General features: G+C 36.1%; 22 protein-coding genes. 7 read left to right on the top strand and 15 right to left on the bottom strand.

From position 1 onward, the window contains the following. Positions 1-2: 2 nt before the first annotated feature. The 5 genes from H9Q20_RS12995 to porQ form a co-directional block, all read right to left on the bottom strand. On the bottom strand, positions 3-500 hold the full coding sequence (locus H9Q20_RS12995) for a phosphoribosyl-ATP pyrophosphatase (RefSeq protein WP_124643090.1): 498 nt from the start codon (positions 498-500) through the stop codon (positions 3-5). A gap of 2 nt (positions 501-502) precedes the next feature. Then, complete coding sequence (locus H9Q20_RS12990) at positions 503-811, bottom strand: phage holin family protein (protein WP_124643088.1); 309 nt, start codon at positions 809-811, stop codon at positions 503-505. Positions 812-890: 79 nt separating this feature from the next. Further along, the gene (locus H9Q20_RS12985) at positions 891-1,262 is read right to left on the bottom strand and encodes a YtxH domain-containing protein (RefSeq protein ID WP_187477994.1); all 372 of its coding nucleotides are present in this window, start codon (positions 1,260-1,262) and stop codon (positions 891-893) included. Positions 1,263-1,353: 91 nt separating this feature from the next. Then, a complete protein-coding gene (gene cmk, locus H9Q20_RS12980; RefSeq protein ID WP_124643084.1) occupies positions 1,354-2,043 on the bottom strand; it encodes a (d)CMP kinase in 690 nt (229 codons plus the stop codon). A 52-nt stretch (positions 2,044-2,095) separates the two neighbouring features. Next, positions 2,096-3,085, bottom strand: coding sequence for a type IX secretion system protein PorQ (porQ, locus tag H9Q20_RS12975; RefSeq protein ID WP_187477993.1), 990 nt, complete (start codon positions 3,083-3,085; stop codon positions 2,096-2,098). 170 nt (positions 3,086-3,255) lie between these two features. Here porQ and pyrH point away from each other — a divergent pair, with 170 nt between their 5' ends. Together pyrH and frr are read left to right on the top strand one after the other, a co-directional pair. Beyond that, positions 3,256-3,963, top strand: a complete 708-nt coding sequence (gene pyrH / locus H9Q20_RS12970; protein WP_124643079.1) for a UMP kinase — start codon at positions 3,256-3,258, stop codon at positions 3,961-3,963. A gap of 16 nt (positions 3,964-3,979) precedes the next feature. Further along, positions 3,980-4,534 carry a ribosome recycling factor gene (frr, locus tag H9Q20_RS12965; RefSeq protein WP_124643077.1) on the top strand — a complete coding sequence of 185 codons (555 nt, stop codon included), beginning with the start codon at positions 3,980-3,982 and terminating at the stop codon, positions 4,532-4,534. Between the two features lie 77 nt (positions 4,535-4,611). Here frr and gldG read toward each other — a convergent pair whose 3' ends face one another. From gldG to H9Q20_RS12920, 9 genes are all read right to left on the bottom strand, one after another. Further along, positions 4,612-6,270, bottom strand: coding sequence for a gliding motility-associated ABC transporter substrate-binding protein GldG (gene gldG, locus H9Q20_RS12960; protein ID WP_124643075.1), 1,659 nt, complete (start codon positions 6,268-6,270; stop codon positions 4,612-4,614). A 41-nt stretch (positions 6,271-6,311) separates the two neighbouring features. Continuing rightward, on the bottom strand, positions 6,312-7,040 hold the full coding sequence (locus H9Q20_RS12955) for an ABC transporter permease (RefSeq protein WP_124643073.1): 729 nt from the start codon (positions 7,038-7,040) through the stop codon (positions 6,312-6,314). Positions 7,041-7,128: 88 nt separating this feature from the next. Next, positions 7,129-7,674: a CopD family protein gene (locus H9Q20_RS12950; protein WP_124643071.1), complete on the bottom strand. Its 546-nt coding sequence runs from the start codon at positions 7,672-7,674 to the stop codon at positions 7,129-7,131. Position 7,675: 1 nt separating this feature from the next. Beyond that, positions 7,676-8,122, bottom strand: coding sequence for a hypothetical protein (locus H9Q20_RS12945; protein WP_124643069.1), 447 nt, complete (start codon positions 8,120-8,122; stop codon positions 7,676-7,678). A 77-nt stretch (positions 8,123-8,199) separates the two neighbouring features. Beyond that, the gene (gene kbl / locus H9Q20_RS12940; RefSeq protein ID WP_124643067.1) at positions 8,200-9,396 is read right to left on the bottom strand and encodes a glycine C-acetyltransferase; all 1,197 of its coding nucleotides are present in this window, start codon (positions 9,394-9,396) and stop codon (positions 8,200-8,202) included. Positions 9,397-9,627: 231 nt separating this feature from the next. Continuing rightward, complete coding sequence (locus H9Q20_RS12935) at positions 9,628-12,129, bottom strand: hypothetical protein (RefSeq protein ID WP_187477992.1); 2,502 nt, start codon at positions 12,127-12,129, stop codon at positions 9,628-9,630. 101 nt (positions 12,130-12,230) lie between these two features. After that, entirely contained in the window at positions 12,231-12,956 is a 726-nt protein-coding gene (locus H9Q20_RS12930; RefSeq protein ID WP_187477991.1) for a GLPGLI family protein, read from the bottom strand. A gap of 59 nt (positions 12,957-13,015) precedes the next feature. Next, positions 13,016-13,348 carry a hypothetical protein gene (locus H9Q20_RS12925; protein WP_187477990.1) on the bottom strand — a complete coding sequence of 111 codons (333 nt, stop codon included), beginning with the start codon at positions 13,346-13,348 and terminating at the stop codon, positions 13,016-13,018. 151 nt (positions 13,349-13,499) lie between these two features. Continuing rightward, positions 13,500-15,422 carry a M1 family aminopeptidase gene (locus H9Q20_RS12920; protein ID WP_187477989.1) on the bottom strand — a complete coding sequence of 641 codons (1,923 nt, stop codon included), beginning with the start codon at positions 15,420-15,422 and terminating at the stop codon, positions 13,500-13,502. Between the two features lie 97 nt (positions 15,423-15,519). Here H9Q20_RS12920 and dapF point away from each other — a divergent pair, with 97 nt between their 5' ends. The 4 genes from dapF (at position 15,520) to H9Q20_RS12900 (ending at position 20,870) form a co-directional block, all read left to right on the top strand. Then, positions 15,520-16,296, top strand: a complete 777-nt coding sequence (dapF, locus tag H9Q20_RS12915) for a diaminopimelate epimerase (RefSeq protein ID WP_187477988.1) — start codon at positions 15,520-15,522, stop codon at positions 16,294-16,296. Between the two features lie 38 nt (positions 16,297-16,334). Further along, positions 16,335-17,372: an endolytic transglycosylase MltG gene (gene mltG / locus H9Q20_RS12910; protein ID WP_187477987.1), complete on the top strand. Its 1,038-nt coding sequence runs from the start codon at positions 16,335-16,337 to the stop codon at positions 17,370-17,372. A 211-nt stretch (positions 17,373-17,583) separates the two neighbouring features. Then, positions 17,584-20,133: a TonB-dependent receptor gene (locus tag H9Q20_RS12905; protein ID WP_187477986.1), complete on the top strand. Its 2,550-nt coding sequence runs from the start codon at positions 17,584-17,586 to the stop codon at positions 20,131-20,133. A gap of 302 nt (positions 20,134-20,435) precedes the next feature. Next, on the top strand, positions 20,436-20,870 hold the full coding sequence (locus H9Q20_RS12900; protein ID WP_124642720.1) for a cold shock domain-containing protein: 435 nt from the start codon (positions 20,436-20,438) through the stop codon (positions 20,868-20,870). Between the two features lie 113 nt (positions 20,871-20,983). Here the strand turns inward: H9Q20_RS12900 and H9Q20_RS12895 are convergent, their stop codons facing one another. Beyond that, positions 20,984-21,838: a diacylglycerol/lipid kinase family protein gene (locus H9Q20_RS12895; RefSeq protein WP_124642722.1), complete on the bottom strand. Its 855-nt coding sequence runs from the start codon at positions 21,836-21,838 to the stop codon at positions 20,984-20,986. A 281-nt stretch (positions 21,839-22,119) separates the two neighbouring features. Between H9Q20_RS12895 and H9Q20_RS12890 the strand changes: the two genes are divergently transcribed. Then, positions 22,120-22,359: a TM2 domain-containing protein gene (locus H9Q20_RS12890; protein WP_124642724.1), complete on the top strand. Its 240-nt coding sequence runs from the start codon at positions 22,120-22,122 to the stop codon at positions 22,357-22,359. Positions 22,360-22,382: the final 23 nt, after the last annotated feature.

The raw sequence follows: 22,382 nt of genomic DNA, 5'->3' as shown, positions 1-22,382 counted from the left end.
TATTATATCAGTTGCTCTAGACTACTGATGCTCTTATTTTTTTGGTATTCTTCTAGTTTTTTTATGGCATAACGAATGGCAATGGGTGCTACATAGACCAAGGCCAATCCAATGGCTTTTTTCTTCCAGTTAGAATTTTTCAGATTTTTTTGAGCATAATTTCCGATCATTGCCGTTATGGCCAACTTCACGCCTTCTTCAACCAAGCCGTTTTTAGACGCATTTCCTGCAATACTTAGCAATGCATTCTTGCTGATCATTCGGTCTTTAACCTCATTGGCAACTTCTTTTATGATGGCATCGGTTTTCAAAGAAATTCCAACATGACCTTCCTCGTCTGTGGATTCTTTCAAAAACTTGTCCGAATACCCATCCGTGAAGGCGCTTAGACTTTCTTTAGCGTTTTCAAACGAGATGAGTTCTTCCATTTCTTGTACTTCAGATCTCAGAGCTTCTTTTCTCTTTTTTATTTCTTCTAGACTGTTGTATTTCGCTCCCATGATTACTCGTTGATGAATTGAATGATTTTGTTGGCAATTGAATTTTTAATGGTGTTTTTCATCATCAAAACTATAAAAAACAATACAAGATAGATTGCGGCCACAATAAGAAACCCAATGGCATAACTTTCTACAAAAGTAGCCAATAAGAAGCCCAATCCGATATTAAACAAGATGAAAAAAAACAGAAGAACAACAGCTGCTAAAACAAAATATGTTGTTGCACCGGCAGTTAAAGCCGTTTTCTCAGTCGCTTCTAACTTTAATAATTCTGCTTTTTTGTGAGCATAATCTTTTAAAACATCCAGCATAATGGTAATTTATATATTACTAAAAAAGGAACTTTAAACCACAAAGTTCCTTTTATATGTTAACGATTTTATGAATGAATTATGATTTCATTCCTTCTAATTTTTTTTCCACATCTTTGGCCAAACTTGTAGCCGATTCTACAGCTTTGTCTTTATATTTATCGTAGCTTTCTTTTACAGTATGTGCAGTTTCTTTAAATGTTGTTGAAATATGTCCGTACTGATCTTTCATTTTCTCAGAAACATCCGCATAACGATCTTTAGCAATTTCAGATACTTTTCCGTACTGATCAACTGCTTGATCTTTCAATTCTCCGGCTTTCTTTTTAAGTTTTTTTCTTGTTTCCTTACCTTCTTCCGGTGCATAGAGCATTCCTAAGATAACTCCAGCAGCAGCACCTGCTAATAAACCTACTAAAACCCCTGCTAAATTATTTCCCTTCTTTGCCATTGTGTAATTTTTATGATTAATAAATGATGTTAAAAAACTTTTTATAAAGTTACAACAAACATACCATTTTCCAAAAAATAATAGTATTTTTTTAAACCTTTGAATCGAATTTTTGTTTGATGATGGAGAGCATCAATTCTATGGTTTGTTTTTTATCCATTTCACTATTATCGATCAAGATGGCATCGTCAGCTTGTTTTAAAGGTGCGATTTCTCTTTCGCTATCAATTTTATCCCGAGTGATTAAATTTTGCTTCACTTCTTCTTCATCCGCCTCAATGCCTAGAGTTTGCAATTCATGAAATCTTCTTTTTGTTCTTTCTTCAATACTGGCAGTTAGAAAAAATTTGATATCGGCATCCGGGAGGACCACGGTCCCAATATCTCGACCGTCCATAATGACACCTCCTTTTTTTGCTATAGCTCTTTGGGCTTCCAATAAAAACGATCTTACCTCTGCTTGTTTGGCAACATGACTTACCAAATCCGATACCGACGCCGTTCGTATTTCTGTAGAAATGTCCTGACCGTTGAGATAGAGCAACAATTCATTATCCACTTCTTTGAATTCTAAACGGATATCATCAAAACCATCGAACAATTTTTGCCAATGAATCTCTCCATCGGAAGTTCTACAATTTTCAGATGCATAATAGGCAATACCTCGATACAATGCTCCTGTATCCAAATGTATCAATCCCAATTTTTTGGCAATCACTTTGGATATTGAACTTTTTCCGGTCGAAGAATAACCGTCTATGGCAATTACAGGTTTTTTCATTCTGCAAAGTTCCTTATTTTTTTGGAATTTGAAGCTCCAAAAATCTTAAAAATTAATATTTATTTCCCGTTAGATCGTAGAGAATGCCTATCTGATTAAGATTGGAGGCGTTATGATATCGGGCATGGGTATAATCAAAACGGAAGGCACCAAATTTAAGACCAATACCCGCAGAAATTCCCGAGAAACTTCTTTGATCCAATACGGCAAGTTCATTGCCTCTTTTCACATTGTATCCCAATCTCAAATTAAAATTACGCTCCGGAAACAACTCGGCACCTACGGAAAAATGATCGAGAATTTTTCTAAAAAAACCGACTTCTTGACCGTTTATGGTGTATTGTGAAGATATGTTGAATTTTTGCAAATCGTGTGCTGTGATGGTAAAAGCCAAAGGAAACTTTGTCATCCTCCGGGTATAACCCAAATCAACAGAAAGGGGCAGCACTTCTCTTTCGCCGTTGTAGGGCTTAAACTGATATCCAAAATTTCTAAAAACCAAAGAAGCACTTTCGCCTCTTTTGTCTAAATGATAAGTTACACCAGCATTTCCGGAAACCGCCATAGAAGTAAATGTATCGATCTTGGATGTGATGAAATTAAGATTTCCACCAACGGTCCATTCGTCTTCAAACTGATAAGCATAACCGGCACCAATGGCAACATCCGAGGCTGAGAAAGTCCCCAATTCAAAACCACTTTCATCGGTTCTTATCAGATTTCCATAATCCATGTATCGAGCATGGATATTCAGCAGGTGTCCGTTTTCCATATCACGAACATAGGATACCGTTCCGTATTTGGAATCAGCAAGATACAATGCAGCATTCAAAGAAATTTTAGAATCCATTTCTTTATTCATCAACGACGGATTAACGGCTGCAAAAGCAGGATCATAATCGGCGATTGAAATGGCATTTCCACCCAAAGCAGCCTGCCTTGCGGAAACGGGTGTGTTTAGGAAATTATATACCGTAGTACCCGTCTGTGCGAGTACCGCAACAGATGAAAGCAAGAGTGGTAATAAGATAATCTTTTTCAATGAATGGTGTATATCTATGCAAAAATAATTCTTTTTCGATGGTAGCAAAATTTTTAATAAAATAATTTTAGTTAATTGCTTTTCTACCTTTATTATTATGGACTAATGTTTATCTTTGCAAAAAAAGAAAAATCAGCTTTTAAGAACTGAATAACAACTCAACATTTTATATGAAATACAAAAGAATTCTTCTGAAATTAAGCGGTGAAGCCCTAATGGGTAACAGACAATACGGTATTGACAACGATAGACTGAAAGAATATGCCGATGAGATTAAAGTTGCCGTAGATAAAGGTTGCGAAATAGCAATCGTTATCGGAGGAGGAAACATCTTCCGTGGTGTTGCTGGTGCTGCTAAAGGCATGGACAGAGTGCAAGGAGATTATATGGGAATGTTGGCAACCGTTATCAATGCTATGGCATTGCAAGGTGCTTTGGAAGATGCGGGAATTAAAACCCGATTGCAAAGTGCAATCGAAATGGATAAAATTGCTGAACCCTTCATCAAAAGAAGAGCTGTAAGACATCTGGAAAAAGGAAGAGTTGTTATCTTTGGTGCCGGAACCGGAAACCCTTATTTTACAACTGACACTGCTGCTGTACTTAGAGCAATAGAAATAGATGCCGATGTTATCCTGAAAGGAACTCGTGTGGACGGAATCTACGATTGCGATCCGGAAAAAAATGAAAATGCAGTAAAATTCAACACCCTAACTTTTGATGAAGTTTACGACAAAGATCTAAAAGTAATGGACATGACGGCCTTTACACTTAGCCAAGAGAATAAACTTCCTATCCTGGTATTCGACATGAACAAGCCTGGAAACTTGGAAAGAATCATCGAAGGAGAAAACATCGGTACTTTGGTTAATATATAAAAAAGAAAAATATACTATGGAAGAATTATCATTAATTACCAACATGGTAAAGCAAGAAATGGATGCTGCCATCAAGCATTTGGATCATGCTTTTCAAAAAATTAGAGCAGGAAGAGCATCTACCTCTATGGTGCAAGATGTTATGGTGGAATATTACGGTGCTCCAACTCCACTGAACCAAGTGGCGAATGTTTCTGTACCGGATGCCATGACCATTTCCATACAACCTTGGGACAGAACGGCCATCAATGCAATTGAAAAAGCCATCGTCAATTCCAACTTAGGATTTGCACCTTCTAACAACGGAGACACCATCATCCTGAATGTACCTCCTTTGACTGAAGAAAGAAGAAGAGATCTTGCAAAACAAGCCAAAGGTGAAAGCGAACAAACTAAAGTCACTGTTAGAAACGCTAGACAAGACGGTATGAAAGAACTGAAAAAATTGGACGGAGTTTCTGAAGATCTCATTAAAAATACGGAAGAGGAAATCCAACAATTGACCGACAAATATGTTAAAATGTGCGATGAGCATTTGAAGGTTAAAGAAGCCGACATCTTGAAAGTTTAATACCAGCATCACCTCATAAAAAAAACTACTGTAACGCGATTTTACAGTAGTTTTTTTTATGTATTTATTGAAGTCGTCTAGGCAGAGAACTTTCTTTTTCTTACCCAAAAGAAAACAGTACCTAAAACAGCCAAAATGCCTAGTGGCAGAAGCAAATTGAACCATTGCCAATTGTTTCTGTTTTCATCGATAGCCTGTCTGTCCAAAAGTCGGGCTTCAATATTTCTATTTCTCAACTGCATCAGGTTGCTATCGTCCAAAAGATAGTCCAAAGCATTTCTTAGAAACTGCTCGTTACCGAATTGTTGATTGGTCAAAATATCCATTCCCAACGGAAGAGGCTCACCTTTGAAGGTTTTGTTTCTTCCCACATCACCATCGGCAATTACGATCATCTTATTTTCAGGACTTTGAGCCTTAAACCCGGGAATGTTATTTTTCTCGCTTCTATTGGCATAAGCCGAAGAAAATTTACCCTCCAAAGAAACTGCAAATATTTTGGGTGTCGATGGTTTTTCGTTCTGTCCAAGGCTATCCACAGTTGTTATCTCTTTCAGATCCACATAGTTGGGGACTTGTTTTAGCAAAGTCTTCGCACTGGATTCGTAAAGTACATTGGTTTTGATGCCTTTTCTACCTAAAGTATCGATGGAAGTTGGAAATTCGAACTTTACCGGATTGATGTTTTTGGTAATCGGGTTGTTATTTTCTGCAATTCCTAAGGGAAAATATGGCCAAGGCAAAGAAGTGTATTGATTGTTGCCACCGACCTGTCCGGTTACCAGTCTAATCATCGCTGGTTTTTGGACATCTTTTACCAAAGCAGGGTTAATCCTCACTCCATAATTAAAGAAAAAATCCGTCATGTTGTTATCGACAGGATAAGCCATAATTTTATTGGATCGTGTCAGGGTATCCATTTCAGCATTCACAGCATCAATCATCCAAAGGGTTTTTCCACCGTTCATGATGTACTGGTCCAAGACCATTTTCTCGGTATCGGTAAAGGATTTTCTCGGTTTGGCAATCACCAAAGCCTGAGTTCTTTTCAGATTGGGCAGATCGGTGATGGTCAGGTCGGTATTGTTTTCCGGAATGATGGGGAAAATTTTATAATTCTCCGATGCCATTCTCATAAACCCATCAAATTCATCAGGTCTTAACTCATCGTGGTTGATGATCACTCCAATGTTTTTCTTCTGATCCAAAACCAAGGATTTGATGTTGGAAACCAAGTTGTACTCCAAATTTTCTACCGACTTCACCAACTGATCGGTAGAGCTGAGTCCTTGTTGCTCTACCACCAACGGAATCGAGGCCCCTTGATTGTTGTACTTGATAACGGCATAGGGATACAGAATAATTTCCGAAGTTTTTCCGTTTTTGAAATCGGCCAACATCGATGGTTGCATTCCCATTGCCATCAGTGTATCTCTGGACATCTTGGTCTTGATGGGGTCGATGAATTTGAAATCGATTTTGGAATTTACCCTACGAAATTCTTCCAACATAAATTTGGTTTCGCCTTGCAATTGTTTAAAACTTGCAGGAAAATCGCCTTCTAAGTAAACATCGACGGTTAAGGGTTTCTTTACCGATTCTAAAACTTTTATGGTATTTTCGGACAAGGTATATCTTTTTTCTTGGGTAAGATCCAGACGGAATTTGAAAATTCCCAGTACCCCCAAAACCAAAAGAGCAATAAGTGCTATAAATATATATTTCTGTTTATTCATTCTATCAAAATTATATTTTGAAAATCATTTTTGTTAAACAATTATTTCTTTTTCTGAACAAAATAAGTGGACAATCCGAGAGCCACAACCATGACCAAAATAAAATAGAAAACATCTCTACTGTCCACCAAACCTCTGGAAAAAGCCAAGAAATGTTGGTAAAAACCAAGGTTTTGAAGGATAAAATCGGCGCCACCCAAAAGTTTATAACTTGCCAATTGTTCAATACCAAAATACAGAATAAAACACATGAAAACCCCCAACAAATAAGCCATAATTTGGTTGGATGAAAGGGATGATGCCAGCATTCCGATGGAGGTCATGGCTCCAATTAAAAGCATCAAACCAAAATAGCTGCCCAATGTTGCGCCTGTATCCATATTACCTCTCGGCACTCCCAGTACAAAAATAGTGTAGAAATAGACCAAAGACGGAATTAGACACAACACTCCGATGAACCACACGGAAAAAAATTTGCCTAAAATAATATCTTTGATTTTTAGAGGCTGCGAAAACAGCCAATACAGTGTACCGTTTTGTTGTTCTTCGGCAATGGTCTTCATGGACAAAGCCGGAATTATGAACATCAAAATCCAAGGAACTAATGAAAAATAGCTTTGCATGGAGGCCATTCCGATGTCGAAAATATTGTAATTGTTTTCGAAGAAAAACAGAAAAAGCGTAGTAATCAAAGAAAATGCTCCGATGATTACCCAAGCACTCCAATTACCGAAATAACTCCAAAGTTCTTTTTTAAATAGTGCTAACATAGTTTATATCAATCTTTTAAGATGAAATCTTTTTTTTTGATCGCTCCTACGGAGCTTTTTTGTATTAAATGATTGTAAAACAATCCATTTACTTTTTATTTTTATTTACCATTTTCACGGTGAGCATGATAAGCGTTACAATGCCTACAAATCCCAAAATCAATTGCCACCAATGGCTGATCACTTCTTGTTTTAAGATTACGGTAAAAACCACCAAAAATAAAATAAAAGTTGCAATTTCATTGGCTTGTCTCAGTTTGATATTGGCGATAGGAATGTCTTTATTGTGCAAATTCTTCAGTTGATTTACTTTTTTCCAACACCAAAAATGATAGGCTGCCAAACCGAGTAGAAACAACAACTTTAGGTGAAACCAAGGCGATTTCATCAACCCGGAATTCAGAAAAATCATTACCAAACCACAGATCAACATAATTAGTCCGGCAGGAACGGTAATGATGTTCCACAGTCTTCTCGACATATAGACATACTGCTCTCTCAGGATTTGTTTTTTATTTTCGTCGAAATCATCCGTATCTTTATAATATACAAACAACCGAACGAGATAGAAAATCCCGGCAAAATACGAAACCATAAAAATAATATGAATGGCTTTTATGATGACATACAACATCCTAAACTTTAGATTTTATTAAAGAAATACTGTCTATTTTTTTCCCCTGATTGTATTTTTTTATATACAACAACTTGCCATTTTCATTGTAATATTTCCAATCTCCATAGTAGTACCAATGGCTTCCAATTTCGTTAACATCCATTCTTGATTGTCCTTTCTCTTTCATGTTGCCATTTGGATAATAAGTTTTGGTTTTGGTAATGTTTTTTCGATATCTCTCTTTTTGATAAAGTGTATTTTCGTGTGTCGATTTCCAAGTACCTACCCGAACTCCTTTCTTGTATTTTCCTTTCTCTATCAAATCTCCAATGTCTGCAGATGAATTTTCCACCCAAAAACCATGTCTTTGTTGTTCATTTTTTCCGACTTTAATGTATTGGTTGGGTCTTGTTGTACAAGAAACAAAAATAATAAAGCACAATACCAAGGTGGATATTTTATACATAAGTAATCAAGAAAAGGATTTTATAAATAGAAATAGAATCTGTACTATTCTACAGATTCTACTTCGTATATTGTATTTTAAGAAATAACATTCAGTTCTTTACCCACTTTTTCGAATGCAGCAATGGCTTTATCCAAATGAGCTTTGGTGTGTGCAGCAGAAAGCTGAACTCTAATTCTCGCTTTTCCTTTTGGCACCACAGGATAGAAGAATCCAATTACATAGATGCCTTCATCCATCAGCTTTTCGGCCATTTTCTGAGCCAAAGGTGCATCGTACAACATGACAGGGACTATGGCTGCATCTCCATCCGGGATATCAAAACCTTTGGCTTTCATTTCGGTACGGAAATAGTTTGCATTTTCAATCACCTGATCTCTTAGAGAAGTATCCTGAGAAATCATATCCAAAACTTCCAAAGCAGCACCTACAATACCCGGAGCCAAAGAATTGGAGAACAAATACGGTCTGGATCTCTGTCTAAGCATATCGATAATTTCTTTTTTACCGGAGGTAAATCCGCCCAAAGCACCACCCAAAGCTTTTCCTAAAGTAGAGGTGATGATGTCTACCCTACCCATCACATCATTGGCTTCGTGCGTACCACGACCGGTTTTCCCGATAAATCCGGTGGCATGAGAGTCATCGACCATAACCAAAGCATCGTATTTCTCTGCCAAATCGCAAACGCCTTTTAGGTTGGCAACAATACCGTCCATGGAAAATACGCCATCGGTAACGATGATTTTGAAACGGTGTTCTTTTTTAGAAGCTTCGATCAACTGAGCTTCCAAATCGGCCATGTTGTTATTTTTGTAGCGGTATCTTGCAGCTTTACACAACCTTACTCCATCGATGATGGATGCATGGTTGAGCTCGTCAGAAATAATGGCATCTTGTTCGGTAAACAAAGGTTCGAAAACCCCTCCGTTGGCATCAAAAGCGGCTGCATAAAGTATGGTATCTTCTAAGCCTAAGAATTGTGCAATTTTTTGTTCCAACTCTTTATGGATATCTTGTGTACCACAAATAAATCTTACCGAAGACATGCCGTAACCGTGACTGGCAATCATGTCTTGGGAAGCCTTCATCACTTGAGGATGGTTGGAAAGCCCCAAATAGTTATTGGCGCAAAAATTCAATAATTTTTTCCCATTGGCTTCTATTTCGGCACTTTGCTGAGAGGTAATGATTCTTTCTCTTTTGAAAAGTCCGTCGTTTTCAATGTTTTGAAGTTCGTTTTGTAGATGTTGTAGATACTTTGGAGAAATCATGTTTTGTACTTATTTTAAAGGGGCTAATTTAAGGAAAAAAGTGGTTATTTTGATTTAAAAATCCCTTCTAAAATATAAAAAACACAAAAGCAATGCAGATGTGTTTTTTAAATTATACTTGGATAAGAAAAACCAATCATTTGCGAGTGATAGTTGGTAATACTTGATAATTCTTTATCAAAACAATTGCATCATTTTTTAACGAATACAAATTATTTAAAAATTACAGTTTTAAAAATAAACTTTAATACCTGCGGTGATGTATCCATGCAGCGCGGTAATTGCCGACTCTTCTGTCCCCAACAAACTCACCGAACTGTTGATGTATCTAAAGTTATTTAAATTTAAAACATTGTTAAACAATAAATTATACTCTAAAAAAGAATTGGTTTTTCTGTACGAAACCTGCCCACCCAATAGAAAATTATACAAGGAATTGTGTCCTGTTTTTTGAATAAGGTATTCACCCAAAATATTTCCCAGCCATTCATTTTTATAATGCGCTCGCAAACCCAATGACAATTTGATATTTTGAAGAGATGAAGATGTATTGTAAAGACTTTGGTTGAAAAAAGATTTAGACAACGAATATCCAAAATCAAACTGTATGGGGAAATTCTTAAATTTTGTTGAAGCTTTCTGACCGATTTCCAAATTCTTCATGCTCGTTTCGTTGTATTGTTGGTTGATGAAGTTGTTGGTTCTAGCCAACATTGCTGTAAGTTTGGACTTTAAGATAAAATATTCTCCAATTCTTCTATCGTCCGAATACAAAAGAAACCATCGATCGTTCAGGGTACCCAGTACATTATAAACTTGTGAAAATGCTCCAAAATTGGTTACATCTTTAGTAATATTCGTATTTCCTTTTTCATACATTAAGACTGAAAAAATATGACTTCCTTTGTTTAGGTTAAATCGAATAAAGGTGAACTTAAAAGCATCGCTGTTAATAAAAGTTTCTGGAAATATCGAAAGATTCTGAGTGTAGGAAAAACTTCGACTGTAATTTTTATCATACAAAAGATCTAAAAAATCCGGAATTTTATACCGATTGAGGTATTCTAAACCAAAATTCATTGCTGCTTTTGTATTAAGCTTATACTGTACTTTAAAGGTCTTATCCAAATACGATTTTTGAGTTTGGTTAAAATGCAGATAATGTGAACTTAAAGAGGCCGACAAATCGAAACTACCCAAATATTTTTGAACAAAAATCTCATTAACAAAATCATGAGTTTTCAACGATTTCACTTCCGATTCGTTGGTATAAAATTCTGATAAATGGGCATCATCCTTTTTAAAAGAATACCCGGATCTGAAGTTGATGGTCGCAAAACTAAAATTGTTTTTCAGGTTGATATCAAACGCATATTTTTCGGAATCCGTATCCAGAATTTGGTGCAAATTGTTGTATGGACTTCCAAACAAAAGTTCAGAAGATTGCATGTCCAAAACGGAGGTATTCTTTGTTTTTAATTGTGTAAATGAAATATTGAACCTTGAAATGGAGTACTTTTTACTCCAAGAAATAAAATTATGTACTGTGCTGTTTTTTATTTTATTTTCCAATTCATAAAATGAGTTTTTTTGAAAAAGATTTCTATCTATATTTTGTTGAAAATGATCTTCTGACGGGTTGTATCCGAAACTATAATACAAATAACTTTTATCTCTAAACATTTTTTTTACTTTCAATTGTGTGGTCCCAAAAAAACCTTTGTTATCTTCGTTTCTGTTTTCAAAAAAATTATACGAAGTGGGTTGCTCAGGGAAAGCAATTCGGCTCATGGTGAGCCATTTTTCTAACTGTGTCGTATTGAAAATTGAAAATGCCGATACAGAAAAGTTTTTCCCGGATTTGGAATATTGCAACGCACCAAATTGGTTGTTTTTTTCTTTAACCTTACCGTCGTTGTTCAGAAATGAAGGAGTGGCAACACGCACAATACCATTGGTATTGTCTACATCATCGTGTTGGTTCATTTCATAAAAATCAGTAGTCCCAATCGGATCTTTTGCTATGGAATTGGCATCGGCAATTAATGCCAAATTTCCTGATTTATTAAATCTAAAAAGATTGGCGTGGGTGAGATAGGAGTTTTTGTTACCGTAATAGACTTCGGTATTTCCTGTGATTTTGCCTTTATATTCGTTTTTTAGTTTTAGGTTTAACGCTGTGGATTGACTACCGCTGATGGTGGTATAATTTTGCCAAAAATCTACCCCATCGATCATGTCTGCACTGATGTTTTTGGTTGCCATTTTATGATTTTTACCAAAAAATTCATTACCATCAACCAAGACCTGGCCTACGACATTTCCATTTCTGGTTACCTTTCCGTTATCGTCCACATCCAAACCCGGTAATTTGCGCACCAAATCTTCTACTGTTCGTTCTGTACCGTCTTTTATGGCCTTTAGATTATAGGAAATGGTATCTTCTTTTAGAAATGCAATTTTGGGTCTGGTTTTAATTTTAACTTCCTGTATTTCGGTGATTTGAGATTCTAAAATTATTTCAAAATTGGTTTTTTCGTCTGGATTGATCTTTACAACTGTGGTTTTGTAAAGCATTGAGGTTAATTTTAGCGTAAACTCCCCTTTCTCTTTGATGGTGAAATTGCAAATTCCAATTTCATTGGTGGTTTTAAAATCTAATGTTTTGTTGTTTTTCAACAATTGGACATTGATGTTGGAAAGTTTATTTTTCTCTTTGTTAATGACATTCACGCTAATATTTTGCCCATAAAATAATTGCAAAATAAAAAGAAAAAAGAATGAAACTTGGAGTTTCATTCGGAGATTTATACAATTCAAAATGTTCAATTTCATTATTTATTTCTGATGACATCCATCATTTTATCGGCTTTTTGCTTGCTATGATTTAACATATTTTCTCGGGCTTCGGCATTTTTTTTCTTCAATTCTTCTCCCTGATAGATTTTCAATTTGGGATCCATCTTTTTCATTTCTTTTTTATCAAAATTCTTAGATACACTTGTAGCATAACTCAATTGATTTTTAGATTCTACTTTGAGTATCAAACCGGGAGTTCCGTAATAGTTATATGGCCCTGCAGAAATTGGAATTTCTTCTGTGTACCATACTTTTGTTGAATTATCACCAATTTTGTACAACGCTAATTTACAGGTGTAGTTTTCAATAACTTGGGTTTCATCCGTGTATTCTAAACTAACATTATCCATTGGATAATATGCGTAAAACTCTTCATCGATAAAATCATTCAATCTAAAATATCCTTTTTTGTCTTTTATACGGAAATACTCTATTTCCTGAGATAATGATGAAGATTTTTCTCTTAAATTTTTATAAAAGAAACTATCCCCTTTTTCGTAGATCAAAGTATACTTCACAGGTATTTCATCATTTTGTTTAATTTGTCTTTTAATTTCTTCTTTATAGCTGTCCTTCATATTTTCAAAACCATTCCAATTTATTTTAGATTGTGTTACGATTTCGTATTCAACCTTAAGGGATTCTTGACTAAAAAACATTACGCTATAAAACAATCCAAGTATTGTAATAATTTTATTCATAATAATAAAAGAAGACAAGAGAACATCAGATCTCTTGCCTATTCTAAATTGTTTAAAAATTACTTAACCTTTATCAAATATAAAGTTACACCAGCTTTTTCACATGGATAAGTGGTTTCGCAAGATGAAATAATTCTTGTTTCTTTATGAGTTCCTTCTCCATTTTCATTTTCAACTTCAACTTCTTGTTCTGCAACGACAACATCTTTACATTCTTCCATAAAAGCCAAAGCTTCAGTAAAAGAAGTGAAATGAAGGGCTTTCATCTCTTTGCTAAAAGTTTCTGAACTTGTTGAAATTGTGTTTTGTAACAATCTGTTCTGTATTTGGTTTTTTGCAAAACCCAAAGTTGTGCCTGCAAATAATGTTGCAGCGAATAATAATTTTTTCATAGTACTACTTGTTTTGTATTATAGTGGCACGAAACTAAAACTAAAACTAAAACTAAAACTATGCAAATTATTTTTAAACTTTTTACAAAATCAATACTAATTTAGAATGAATGTAGATTATTTCACAATTACATCATTTCCATTTCCTCATTTAATTTTTAATAAATTTCAACTTATTGTTTTCAATTTCCAAAATGTAAGTTCCTTTTTCCAATCCCGATACATCTATTGAATTATTGGACTTTATGGTTCCTTTTTTCACCAATTGACCGTTGATATACGAAATTTTAAAATCAGAAATTCCATTCAATCCTTTTACAAACAATTCGTTTTTTGCAGGATTCGGGTACACTACAACACCCGTTATTGCTTCATTCTCTCTCAAAGACAAAGAGGCATCGTGTTGTACAGTAGAATTACTTTCCAAAATCTGATGATCGTGATTAAACTCCACAGAAGCCACCTCAAAGGCCGTAGGAACCGTAAAATACTGATTGCTTTCTGTATTTTCCAAACGCACATAAGCCACTTCTCCATTGGTCCCGTTTAGCTTTATGGGCAAAGGCATTTCATAAAAACTAACGGAAGGATGGCTTTGGTTTTGTCCCACCCAAATTGTGATGTTTTGCAAACTTGCAGCTTGTTTCCACTTGATGGTGTAGGTAGGATAGCCCTGTCCATAAATCCAATCGTTAAAAAATTCGGTAAAATCCTTCCCTGTCGATTGCAACAACGAGTTTTTGAGATCAACGGTTTTGGCATATCCGTACGCCAAATTGGGCTGGTTAAGATACTCTTTGACCGCTTGGTAAAACACGGCGTCGCCCAAAATCCACTTCAGCATCCTCACCACAAATCCTCCTTTTGCATAAGTCAACCTCCCACTGAACAGTATGCTCTGATTGCCAAGATTGGCATCTGCAACATAAACAGAACCGCCCACTGCCGAGTTGATGTAATTTTTCTGACCTTGCAAAAACAACAAAAACTCCGAGGGAGTCATCAACAATTTTTCATTCGCCAAATGTTCTCCAAAATTAGCAAAACCTTCGTTCAGCCAAAGATCATTCCAAGCACCACAGGTAATTTTATCTCCAAACCATTGGTGCGCCAGTTCATGGGCAATTACCCTTTTGGGCCAACCGCTCATGGACGACATGGTTTGGTGCTCCATGCACACCCCGTTAAATCCAAATTCCATGTGACCGTATTTTTCATTTCGGAAAGGGTACGGACCAAAATAGGTTTCAAAAGTATTCATAATTTGTTTAGTCCAATCGATATCGGCCATCACAGAAGGATTGCCAGCCGTAGTCGGATAGAGATAATTAACAAAAGGAAATGGCGGATTGCCTATCACATCGTTCAGTTTGGTAAAATTGGTGATGGAAAACGCAATAAGATATGCTGCTGTGGGATATTGTGTACGCCAAAATGTAAGTTTAGATCCGGCATTAATAGACTCTAACATCAGCTTACCGTTGGCCGCAACAGAGTATTGCGAAGGTGTGGTAATTTTCATGTCAAAACGATCTATTTTGTCGTTCAAACTTTGCTTTGTCGGAAACCAATCTTGGGCTCCGTAGGGTTCGGAAAGGATACTCATCACAGGAATTCCATTTTGGGTATGCATCCCAAAAGCATTGTTGCTGGGATCCGGAATTCCGGAATAATGAACGGTTAACGAGTCCAATGTTCCTGAAGAAATGGGATTGGGGAAATCAATTTTCAACTCTTTACTGGGCAATTGAGAAAAAGTCAAAGCATTCCCATGATACGATACTGCCGATACATTGAGCTGTGTGGTAAAATCAAAATACATGCTCGACATATTGGCATTGGGTTGAAAATGAGAAGTGACCGATGCCGAAATATAATTCACCGCAGGATCCAGACTGGCTTCCAAGCGTTGATATTTCAAATCATAATTGGCCGTATTGGGATTATTGTTGTACGACAACATCCTTTGGTAATGGCTTCTCCCCTCTTTTTGGGCCAAATCTTCAATGGTAAATTGACCGTACAAATAAGTTTGAAAAAGAACAATTGACAAGATTAGACCTAACTTTTTCATGGGTATTGTTTTGAAAGTAAAGTTAAAAAAATAATCAGTTTGAAAATATTCAAAGGTTTGAAAAGTAAAATCATTATTTTTGTGCATTAATTAATACATGGAAAACACTACTAAATTCTATAAATTTCAAGGTACAGGAAACGATTTTATCATGATCGATAACCGTGATTTAATCTTTCCAAAAAATACAGAAACCATTGCCCGACTTTGCGACCGCCGTTTTGGGATAGGTGGTGACGGACTTATTTTGTTAGAAAACGAAAAAGGCTACGACTTCAAAATGGTCTATTACAATTCCGATGGCAATGAGAGCACCATGTGTGGAAACGGTGGCCGATGTTTGGTTGCTTTTGCCTACATGTTGGATATTTTCGAAGAGCAATGCCATTTTATCGCCATCGATGGGCCACACGATGCCTCCATAGACAACGGCTTGGTACAACTGAAAATGATTGATGTAGATACGGTTGAGGATTTTGAAGGAAACACCGTTCTCAATACCGGTTCTCCACATTTTGTACAAAGGGTAGAAAATCTCAAAGATTACGAAGTTTTTGCAAAAGGAAAAGCCATTAGAAATTCTGAAAAATTTTTAAAAGAAGGCATCAATGTCAATTTTGTAGAAATATTGGCAGAAAATCAGCTTTTTGTAAGAACCTACGAAAGAGGTGTAGAAGACGAAACCTACAGCTGCGGCACCGGTGTTACGGCATCGGCCATTTCCTATCTTAGAAATAAAAACATGAACGAGGTAAAGGTAAAAGTCTTGGGTGGAAATCTAAAAGTTCGTTTGGAGAAAGATGGAGATTCTTTCAAAAATATTTGGTTGGAAGGGCCTGCCAAATTGGTATTCGAAGGGAAAGTAAATCTTTAGACTTCCTAATTTTTAATCCTGAAAAAAATATTATTAAAATGAAAAAAGGCTGTGCCATCATTTCCATCATCTTCTTAGTTTTGATACTGGTTGCCGGATTTATTGGATATCCGTATTATAAAAAAAACTATGCAAACAATGTTAAGAAAGAAGGTTTTGTAAAAATTCCAAAAAATTCCAATTTCAAAGCCATTTTGGACTCCATCCGTCCTTTTGTTGATGATATAAAATCTTTTGAAGAAGTAGCCATTACCAAAAAGTTAGCTGAAAATTTCAAAGCCGGACGATATAAGATAGAATCCGGAGCCAGCAACTCCAACTTAATCAACATGATCAAAGCGGGCAACCAAACCGAAGACACTTTCAGGATTGGAGATTTCTTTTCGGTTTACCAAATGATCGGAAGGGTCAGCAAAAAAACCGAAGCCGACTCTTTAGATTTTGCAAAATCTTTCGAAGCCATTGCCAAAGAAAAAGGATTGAAAAATGCCGAAGATCTAAAACCGTATTTCATGATGGATTCTTATAATTTTTATTGGACGGTAAGTCCGGAAGATTTCTTCAAAAAATTCGAAACCCAATACAACGAGTTTTGGACGGCAGATCGAGAAGCTCTCGAAAAAAAATCCGGACTGAGCAGAAGCCAAATTTATGCTCTTGCTTCTATTGTTTATAAAGAATCCGGGGGCAAATCCGACGAAATGAAAACCATTGCCGGGCTCTACATCAATCGTTTTCATAAAGGTATGAAATTGCAAAGTGATCCAACGGTAATCTACGCCGTATTGCAATCGGCAAATTTTAGCATTGCTCCAATGAAAAGAGTTTATTACAAAGATTTGAAAAATCCATCTCCGTACAACACTTATGCACATACAGGCATCCCTCCGGGTCCCATCTGCATTCCGAATAAAGACGCTTTGGACGCGGTTTTGAATGCCGAAAAAAACAATTACATCTTCATGTGTGCTGATCCTGAAAGAATTGGTTTCCATAAATTTACAAACAGCGATACCGAGCATGCTGCCAATGCCAAAGCCTATCAAGATTGGTTGAATAAAAATAATGTGAAATAACCTACAAAATACCAAGACTCAAATGTAACAATTTGAGTTTTTTTGTGACTTATTAGTAGCGATTATCAAAGTATTCTACACGATTTGACTCAGAAAAAAACTTCAAAAAAAATAGGACTACAAAATCCGCTTTGAAAAATAATATAAAAAATCAAATTTTGGTTTAACTTTTGCTAAAAGCAACAATCTATACCCTTAGAAATTTAAAATCATGATACACAAAATAGAGATCTCTTCTCTTATTAAAAGAAAAACTTTGGGGCTTACTTTTTTACTAAGTGCCGCAACCATGGCATTTGCACAACAAAAAGTAGGAGTTTCCGGAAAAGTCGTAAACAAACAAAACCAAGCCGTACCATACGCTTCAGTAACATTTTCTCACGCATCCAACAAATTGTATAGCGATGCCGTATTAACAGACGATAAAGGAAATTACAAAATCGATTTGGTACCTGGAAATTATAACATTTCCATAGAAGCCATCGACTACAAAAAAGCAACGCTTAGCAACCAATCCATCACCAAAGTTGGTGGTCTATCGCCTTTTACCATAGAAGCAGAAGCAAGCATCACCAATGTAAAAACCAAAGACATACAAGGAGTTACGATTACCGCTTCATCCAAACCGATGAAAGTTGAAATTGACAAAAAAACCTACGATGTAAAAAGCGACTTAACCGCTATTGGTGGTAACTTGCAAGATGTTTTGCAAAATGTACCTTCCGTAACTGTAGATCCAGACGGAACGGTGAACATGAGAGGAAGCAGCAATGTTAAATTTTTAATTAACGGAAAACCTTCTGCTCTTTTGGGAATTGACGACGGTGCCAATGCCCTGCAATCCATCCCTGCCGACCAAATTGACCGCATCGAAGTCATCACCAACCCTTCTTCCAAATTTGAAGCAGCAGGTACTTCGGGCATCCTGAACATCATCCTAAAAAAATCCAAGAAAGTAGGCTTCAACGGTAGTGTTATCGGTACTTTGGGTTATTTGCCTAAAACCGGACTCAACGCCAACCTAAATTGGAGAAAAGGCAATCTGACCTATTTCCTAAACGGAGGTGGCGGATACAGCGAGAGAGGCGGAAAAGACACCACAGAAACCATTTACAAAAATTTTTCGGCTCCTTTAGATCCTAATCAATCGGCATTGATGAGCCAAAGTCAATATTCTAAAGACGACGGTAGCTTTTCCAATTATAATCTAACGACAGGTTTGGTCTATGATTTTTCGGACAGAACTTCCTTCAACCTTTCCGGTACGGTAAGAGCCATGAATGGAATTGATGACCAAAAACTAACCACTACCGAAAACAGACTGAACCAAGCAGGTACCTTCCAAAATTTTGGAGTGAGAAAGACCGACGGAGATAGCCGAAATCTAGCTTTCCAAGGAGACATCGGTTTGGATCATAAATTTGATGACAAAGGACAGAATATTGCTGCATCCCTAAGTTTGCAAACCAATAACAGCCACAATAATTCCGAAATTATTGAACACAAAAATTCTCTATTCTTACTAAAAGATACCACGAAAAGAAATTCGACCAACAATTCAGTGGTCGGAAAGGTAGATTATGAGTTGCCAATTGGCGAGAACTCCAAATTGGAAGCGGGATATCGTTTGGACATCAATAAAAACATCTACGATGGATTTGTTGACAGCACCATCCCAAATGCTTTTATGCCCAATTACAACAACTCTACAGATTACAAAGAAATGTTCAATGCAGGGTATGTACAGTTCAAAAGTAAAATTGGCAAGTTTGGATATCAATTGGGATTGAGAAATGAAAACTCACAAATCTCCATCGATTACAAAAACCAAGCTGGACAAAAGATCGACAAAACAAAAAACTACAACGATATTTTCCCAAGCGTTTACATGACCTACGATGTAACCGATAAAAACCAAGTTTTAGTAAACTATACCCGAAGAATTGACAGACCAAGATCTTTCTTCATGGTACCGTTCTCCAGATACAGCAACAACCAAAATATTTTCGAAGGAAACATCGACATGAATCCTTCTTATGTAGATTCCTACGAATTGGGATATTTAATGTCCAGTAAAAAGTTCACACTTAATCCAACTTTGTATTTCAGACACGCTACGGGAGATGACAAATTTTTGGTGTACAGACCGGACGAAAGAGAAAGTGTTTTCTTTACCAAGCCGATTAATTTAGGGACAAACGACAGTTACGGATTGGATCTTAACTTTACATACGATCCTGTAAAATGGTTGAGATTGATGGGAAATGTGGATCTTTACGGATACAAAACCGAGGGTATTGCTCATTATGACATTATCGACCAAAACGGAAATCCATCTGTAGGAACCATGGACTTTACAGGAGATGGTTTCTCATCGAGAGCCAGACTGAGTACAACTTTCAAATTTGACAAAACATTCAGTTTCCAAATGCAAGGTATGTATCGTGGAGGTACAAAAACAGCAAACCAAGAAAGAAAACCATCCTACTCCATGAATCTTGGCTTGTCCAAAACCATTTGGAATGGAGACGGAACCATTTCTGCTAACTTATCCGATGTCTTCAATACCCGTGGGATGAAAACCTACAGCTTTAACAGCGACTATGACAGAAACAGCCATATGCAGTGGATGCCAAGACAATTTACCATATCTTTGACTTACAAATTCAAACAAGGTGAAAAAGTCGAAATTAAGAAACCTAAAAAAGACATCAACAACAACTACGAAGGTGGTGACGAACAAGGTGGTGGAGGAATGTAAACCTGCATTTTAACAAACTATATAGAAACCGTTCAAAGAAATTTGAGCGGTTTTTTAGTGGAAATTTTCTAATTAAAATCACAAAACAAATGCTAAGTTTAAAAGTCGTATATTTGCACAAGAAATAATAAAACAAAACGAAAACTGTTCGTTTCTTTTTAATAAAAAATAATTTCAAAAGGATTATTTTTAAATTTTTCTAAAAACTAATTTTAGGTTTATCTCTTAGGAATCTTCCAACATAGTCCAAAAGGATAAACCCATTTTTCACAAATTACAAACTCTAAATACGATACTTATATATGGCAGATTCTTTCTCTAAAAAAGAAAACTTTAAGAAAAAACTTCAAAAACAAAAAGAGAAATCTCAGAAACGCGAAGAACGAAAAACCCAAAACAACAAAGGAAAAAGTTTGGAAGAAATGTTTTTGTATGTGGATGCTAACGGACAACTGACCTCTACACCGCCTGATGAACAAAACAAAATAGAAATCGACCTAAACGATATCCAATTGGGTGCAGCGCCCATCATCGAGGACAACTCTACACCAACCGGAATTGTTACCTTCATGAGCGACAAAGGCTATGGTTTTATTACCGAAAGCAGCACCAAAGAAAACATTTTCTTTCACGAAAACAATTGTGCACAACCGGTTAAGAAAGGCAATAAAGTTTCTTTTGACAAAGAAAAATCTCCAAAAGGTTTCTCGGCCGTTAACATTCAGATTGTTAAATAACCGCAGGATTACCAATACAAAATTGAAAGCCATCCATTTTTTTGGATGGCTTTTATTTGAACGAATGTTTGGTAAACAATAATCTGCGTTAGAAAACGAAGGCTCAACTACCCTTAATCACACAAAATTCTTAAACTTTTGGGTAAAATCTTTACAGATACCGGAGAGGCTATCGAATTGAATTCTCCATCGAGATGCCAAAGTTCAGAATCGACCTCGAATTCGATTTCAGATGCAGAAATGTACTGCAAATATCGATTCGGAATAAGTTTTTTGGTGAACATTCTGTAGGCAAAAGAAGCGGCATGAGAGAACGGAAACTTCTTGACCAAAGCCAACTCCAACAAGCCATCGCTGTGACTGGCTTGGGGTGCTATATAGGCGTGGTTGCCAAATTGTCGGGTATTGGCCACATTTACCATCAGGTATTTTCCGTTATGCGATTGGTGTTTTTCATCCAAAAACTTTACGGTAATCGGTTTGTATTTAAAAAAAGTTTTTAAAGATACTTTAATATAATTTTGAAATCCTCTGGAGGTTTTCTCAAAGGCTTCAATAACTGCCCCATCAAAACCTACACCCGCAACATTTATGGAAAATCTGTTGTTGATGGTAAAGGTATCTATTTCCTGAAAATTCTTAGTCTCCAATTTCTTCAACAGACCTTTAACATCTTTGTTGAATTTGGTTTCATTGGCAAAACCATTTCCTGAACCCATGGGGAAAACCGCTAATATTTTTGGGGTATTAATCAATGTTTGAGCTACTGTAGATATGGTTCCGTCCCCACCGACAGCCACAAAAACATCCACAAAATCCATTTGATTCTGAATAAATTCTTTGGTCCCTTCAATGGATTTAGAAATATAAACCAAAGCTTGGGCATTGTAATTTTTAATCTGATCCAGAAAAGGCTGATAATTTCCTTTGGACGAATTGGGATTAATGATAAAAGCGACTCTTTGCATGGGACAAAAATAAATAAAAACAACCAAAATCATAAAAACTTTCGACTGAATGGCTTAAATAAGAAGTCACAAACTTACATTTGGGTCTGCAGCGGATACGAATTTTAGTTTACGAAATGACGGAATACTATTAAAATCCTATCTTTCCTACACTTACTGCAGTTGCAGTTTTTTTTCGAAAACACCAATTTTACGCTTTATATTAATACTATTTAATCAAATTAACTGTACATATTTGTAAAAAAAACATTATATTTGATAAAATTATTACAATTAAACACATGGAACAACAAGAAAACAAAAAAGTATTGGCTGGAATTTTAGCCATTTTATTAGGTGGATTTGGCGTACACAAATTTATTTTAGGATACACGAAAGAAGGACTAATACAATTAGGTCTAACGATAGTAACTTGTGGTATTGCTAGCGTACTTGGATTAGTTGAAGGTATCATCTACCTCACCAAAACCGATGAAGAATTTTACAAAACCTACCAAGAAGGTAGAAAAGGATGGTTTTAGAAAATTTATAACACAAAAAAGCG

It is taken from the genome of Amniculibacterium sp. G2-70 (assembly GCF_014353055.1).
Taxonomy (GTDB): domain Bacteria; phylum Bacteroidota; class Bacteroidia; order Flavobacteriales; family Weeksellaceae; genus Amniculibacterium; species Amniculibacterium aquaticum.
Note: the sequence above shows the minus strand (reverse complement) of the source record. Positions and strands in the feature narration are given on the sequence as shown.

Excerpts from the sequence above, each read along its gene's own strand:
- H9Q20_RS12995 (WP_124643090.1), bottom strand. The coding sequence starts at position 500 with ATGGGAGCGAAATACAACAGTCTAGAAGAAATAAAAAAGAGAAAAGAA.
- H9Q20_RS12990 (WP_124643088.1), bottom strand. The coding sequence starts at position 811 with ATGCTGGATGTTTTAAAAGATTATGCTCACAAAAAAGCAGAATTATTA.
- H9Q20_RS12985 (WP_187477994.1), bottom strand. The coding sequence starts at position 1,262 with ATGGCAAAGAAGGGAAATAATTTAGCAGGGGTTTTAGTAGGTTTATTA.
- cmk (WP_124643084.1), bottom strand. The coding sequence starts at position 2,043 with ATGAAAAAACCTGTAATTGCCATAGACGGTTATTCTTCGACCGGAAAA.
- pyrH (WP_124643079.1), top strand. The coding sequence starts at position 3,256 with ATGAAATACAAAAGAATTCTTCTGAAATTAAGCGGTGAAGCCCTAATG.
- frr (WP_124643077.1), top strand. The coding sequence starts at position 3,980 with ATGGAAGAATTATCATTAATTACCAACATGGTAAAGCAAGAAATGGAT.
- gldG (WP_124643075.1), bottom strand. The coding sequence starts at position 6,270 with ATGAATAAACAGAAATATATATTTATAGCACTTATTGCTCTTTTGGTT.
- H9Q20_RS12955 (WP_124643073.1), bottom strand. The coding sequence starts at position 7,040 with ATGTTAGCACTATTTAAAAAAGAACTTTGGAGTTATTTCGGTAATTGG.
- H9Q20_RS12950 (WP_124643071.1), bottom strand. The coding sequence starts at position 7,674 with ATGTTGTATGTCATCATAAAAGCCATTCATATTATTTTTATGGTTTCG.
- H9Q20_RS12945 (WP_124643069.1), bottom strand. The coding sequence starts at position 8,122 with ATGTATAAAATATCCACCTTGGTATTGTGCTTTATTATTTTTGTTTCT.
- kbl (WP_124643067.1), bottom strand. The coding sequence starts at position 9,396 with ATGATTTCTCCAAAGTATCTACAACATCTACAAAACGAACTTCAAAAC.
- H9Q20_RS12930 (WP_187477991.1), bottom strand. The coding sequence starts at position 12,956 with ATGAATAAAATTATTACAATACTTGGATTGTTTTATAGCGTAATGTTT.
- H9Q20_RS12925 (WP_187477990.1), bottom strand. The coding sequence starts at position 13,348 with ATGAAAAAATTATTATTCGCTGCAACATTATTTGCAGGCACAACTTTG.
- H9Q20_RS12920 (WP_187477989.1), bottom strand. The coding sequence starts at position 15,422 with ATGAAAAAGTTAGGTCTAATCTTGTCAATTGTTCTTTTTCAAACTTAT.
- dapF (WP_187477988.1), top strand. The coding sequence starts at position 15,520 with ATGGAAAACACTACTAAATTCTATAAATTTCAAGGTACAGGAAACGAT.
- mltG (WP_187477987.1), top strand. The coding sequence starts at position 16,335 with ATGAAAAAAGGCTGTGCCATCATTTCCATCATCTTCTTAGTTTTGATA.
- H9Q20_RS12905 (WP_187477986.1), top strand. The coding sequence starts at position 17,584 with ATGATACACAAAATAGAGATCTCTTCTCTTATTAAAAGAAAAACTTTG.
- H9Q20_RS12900 (WP_124642720.1), top strand. The coding sequence starts at position 20,436 with ATGGCAGATTCTTTCTCTAAAAAAGAAAACTTTAAGAAAAAACTTCAA.
- H9Q20_RS12895 (WP_124642722.1), bottom strand. The coding sequence starts at position 21,838 with ATGCAAAGAGTCGCTTTTATCATTAATCCCAATTCGTCCAAAGGAAAT.
- H9Q20_RS12890 (WP_124642724.1), top strand. The coding sequence starts at position 22,120 with ATGGAACAACAAGAAAACAAAAAAGTATTGGCTGGAATTTTAGCCATT.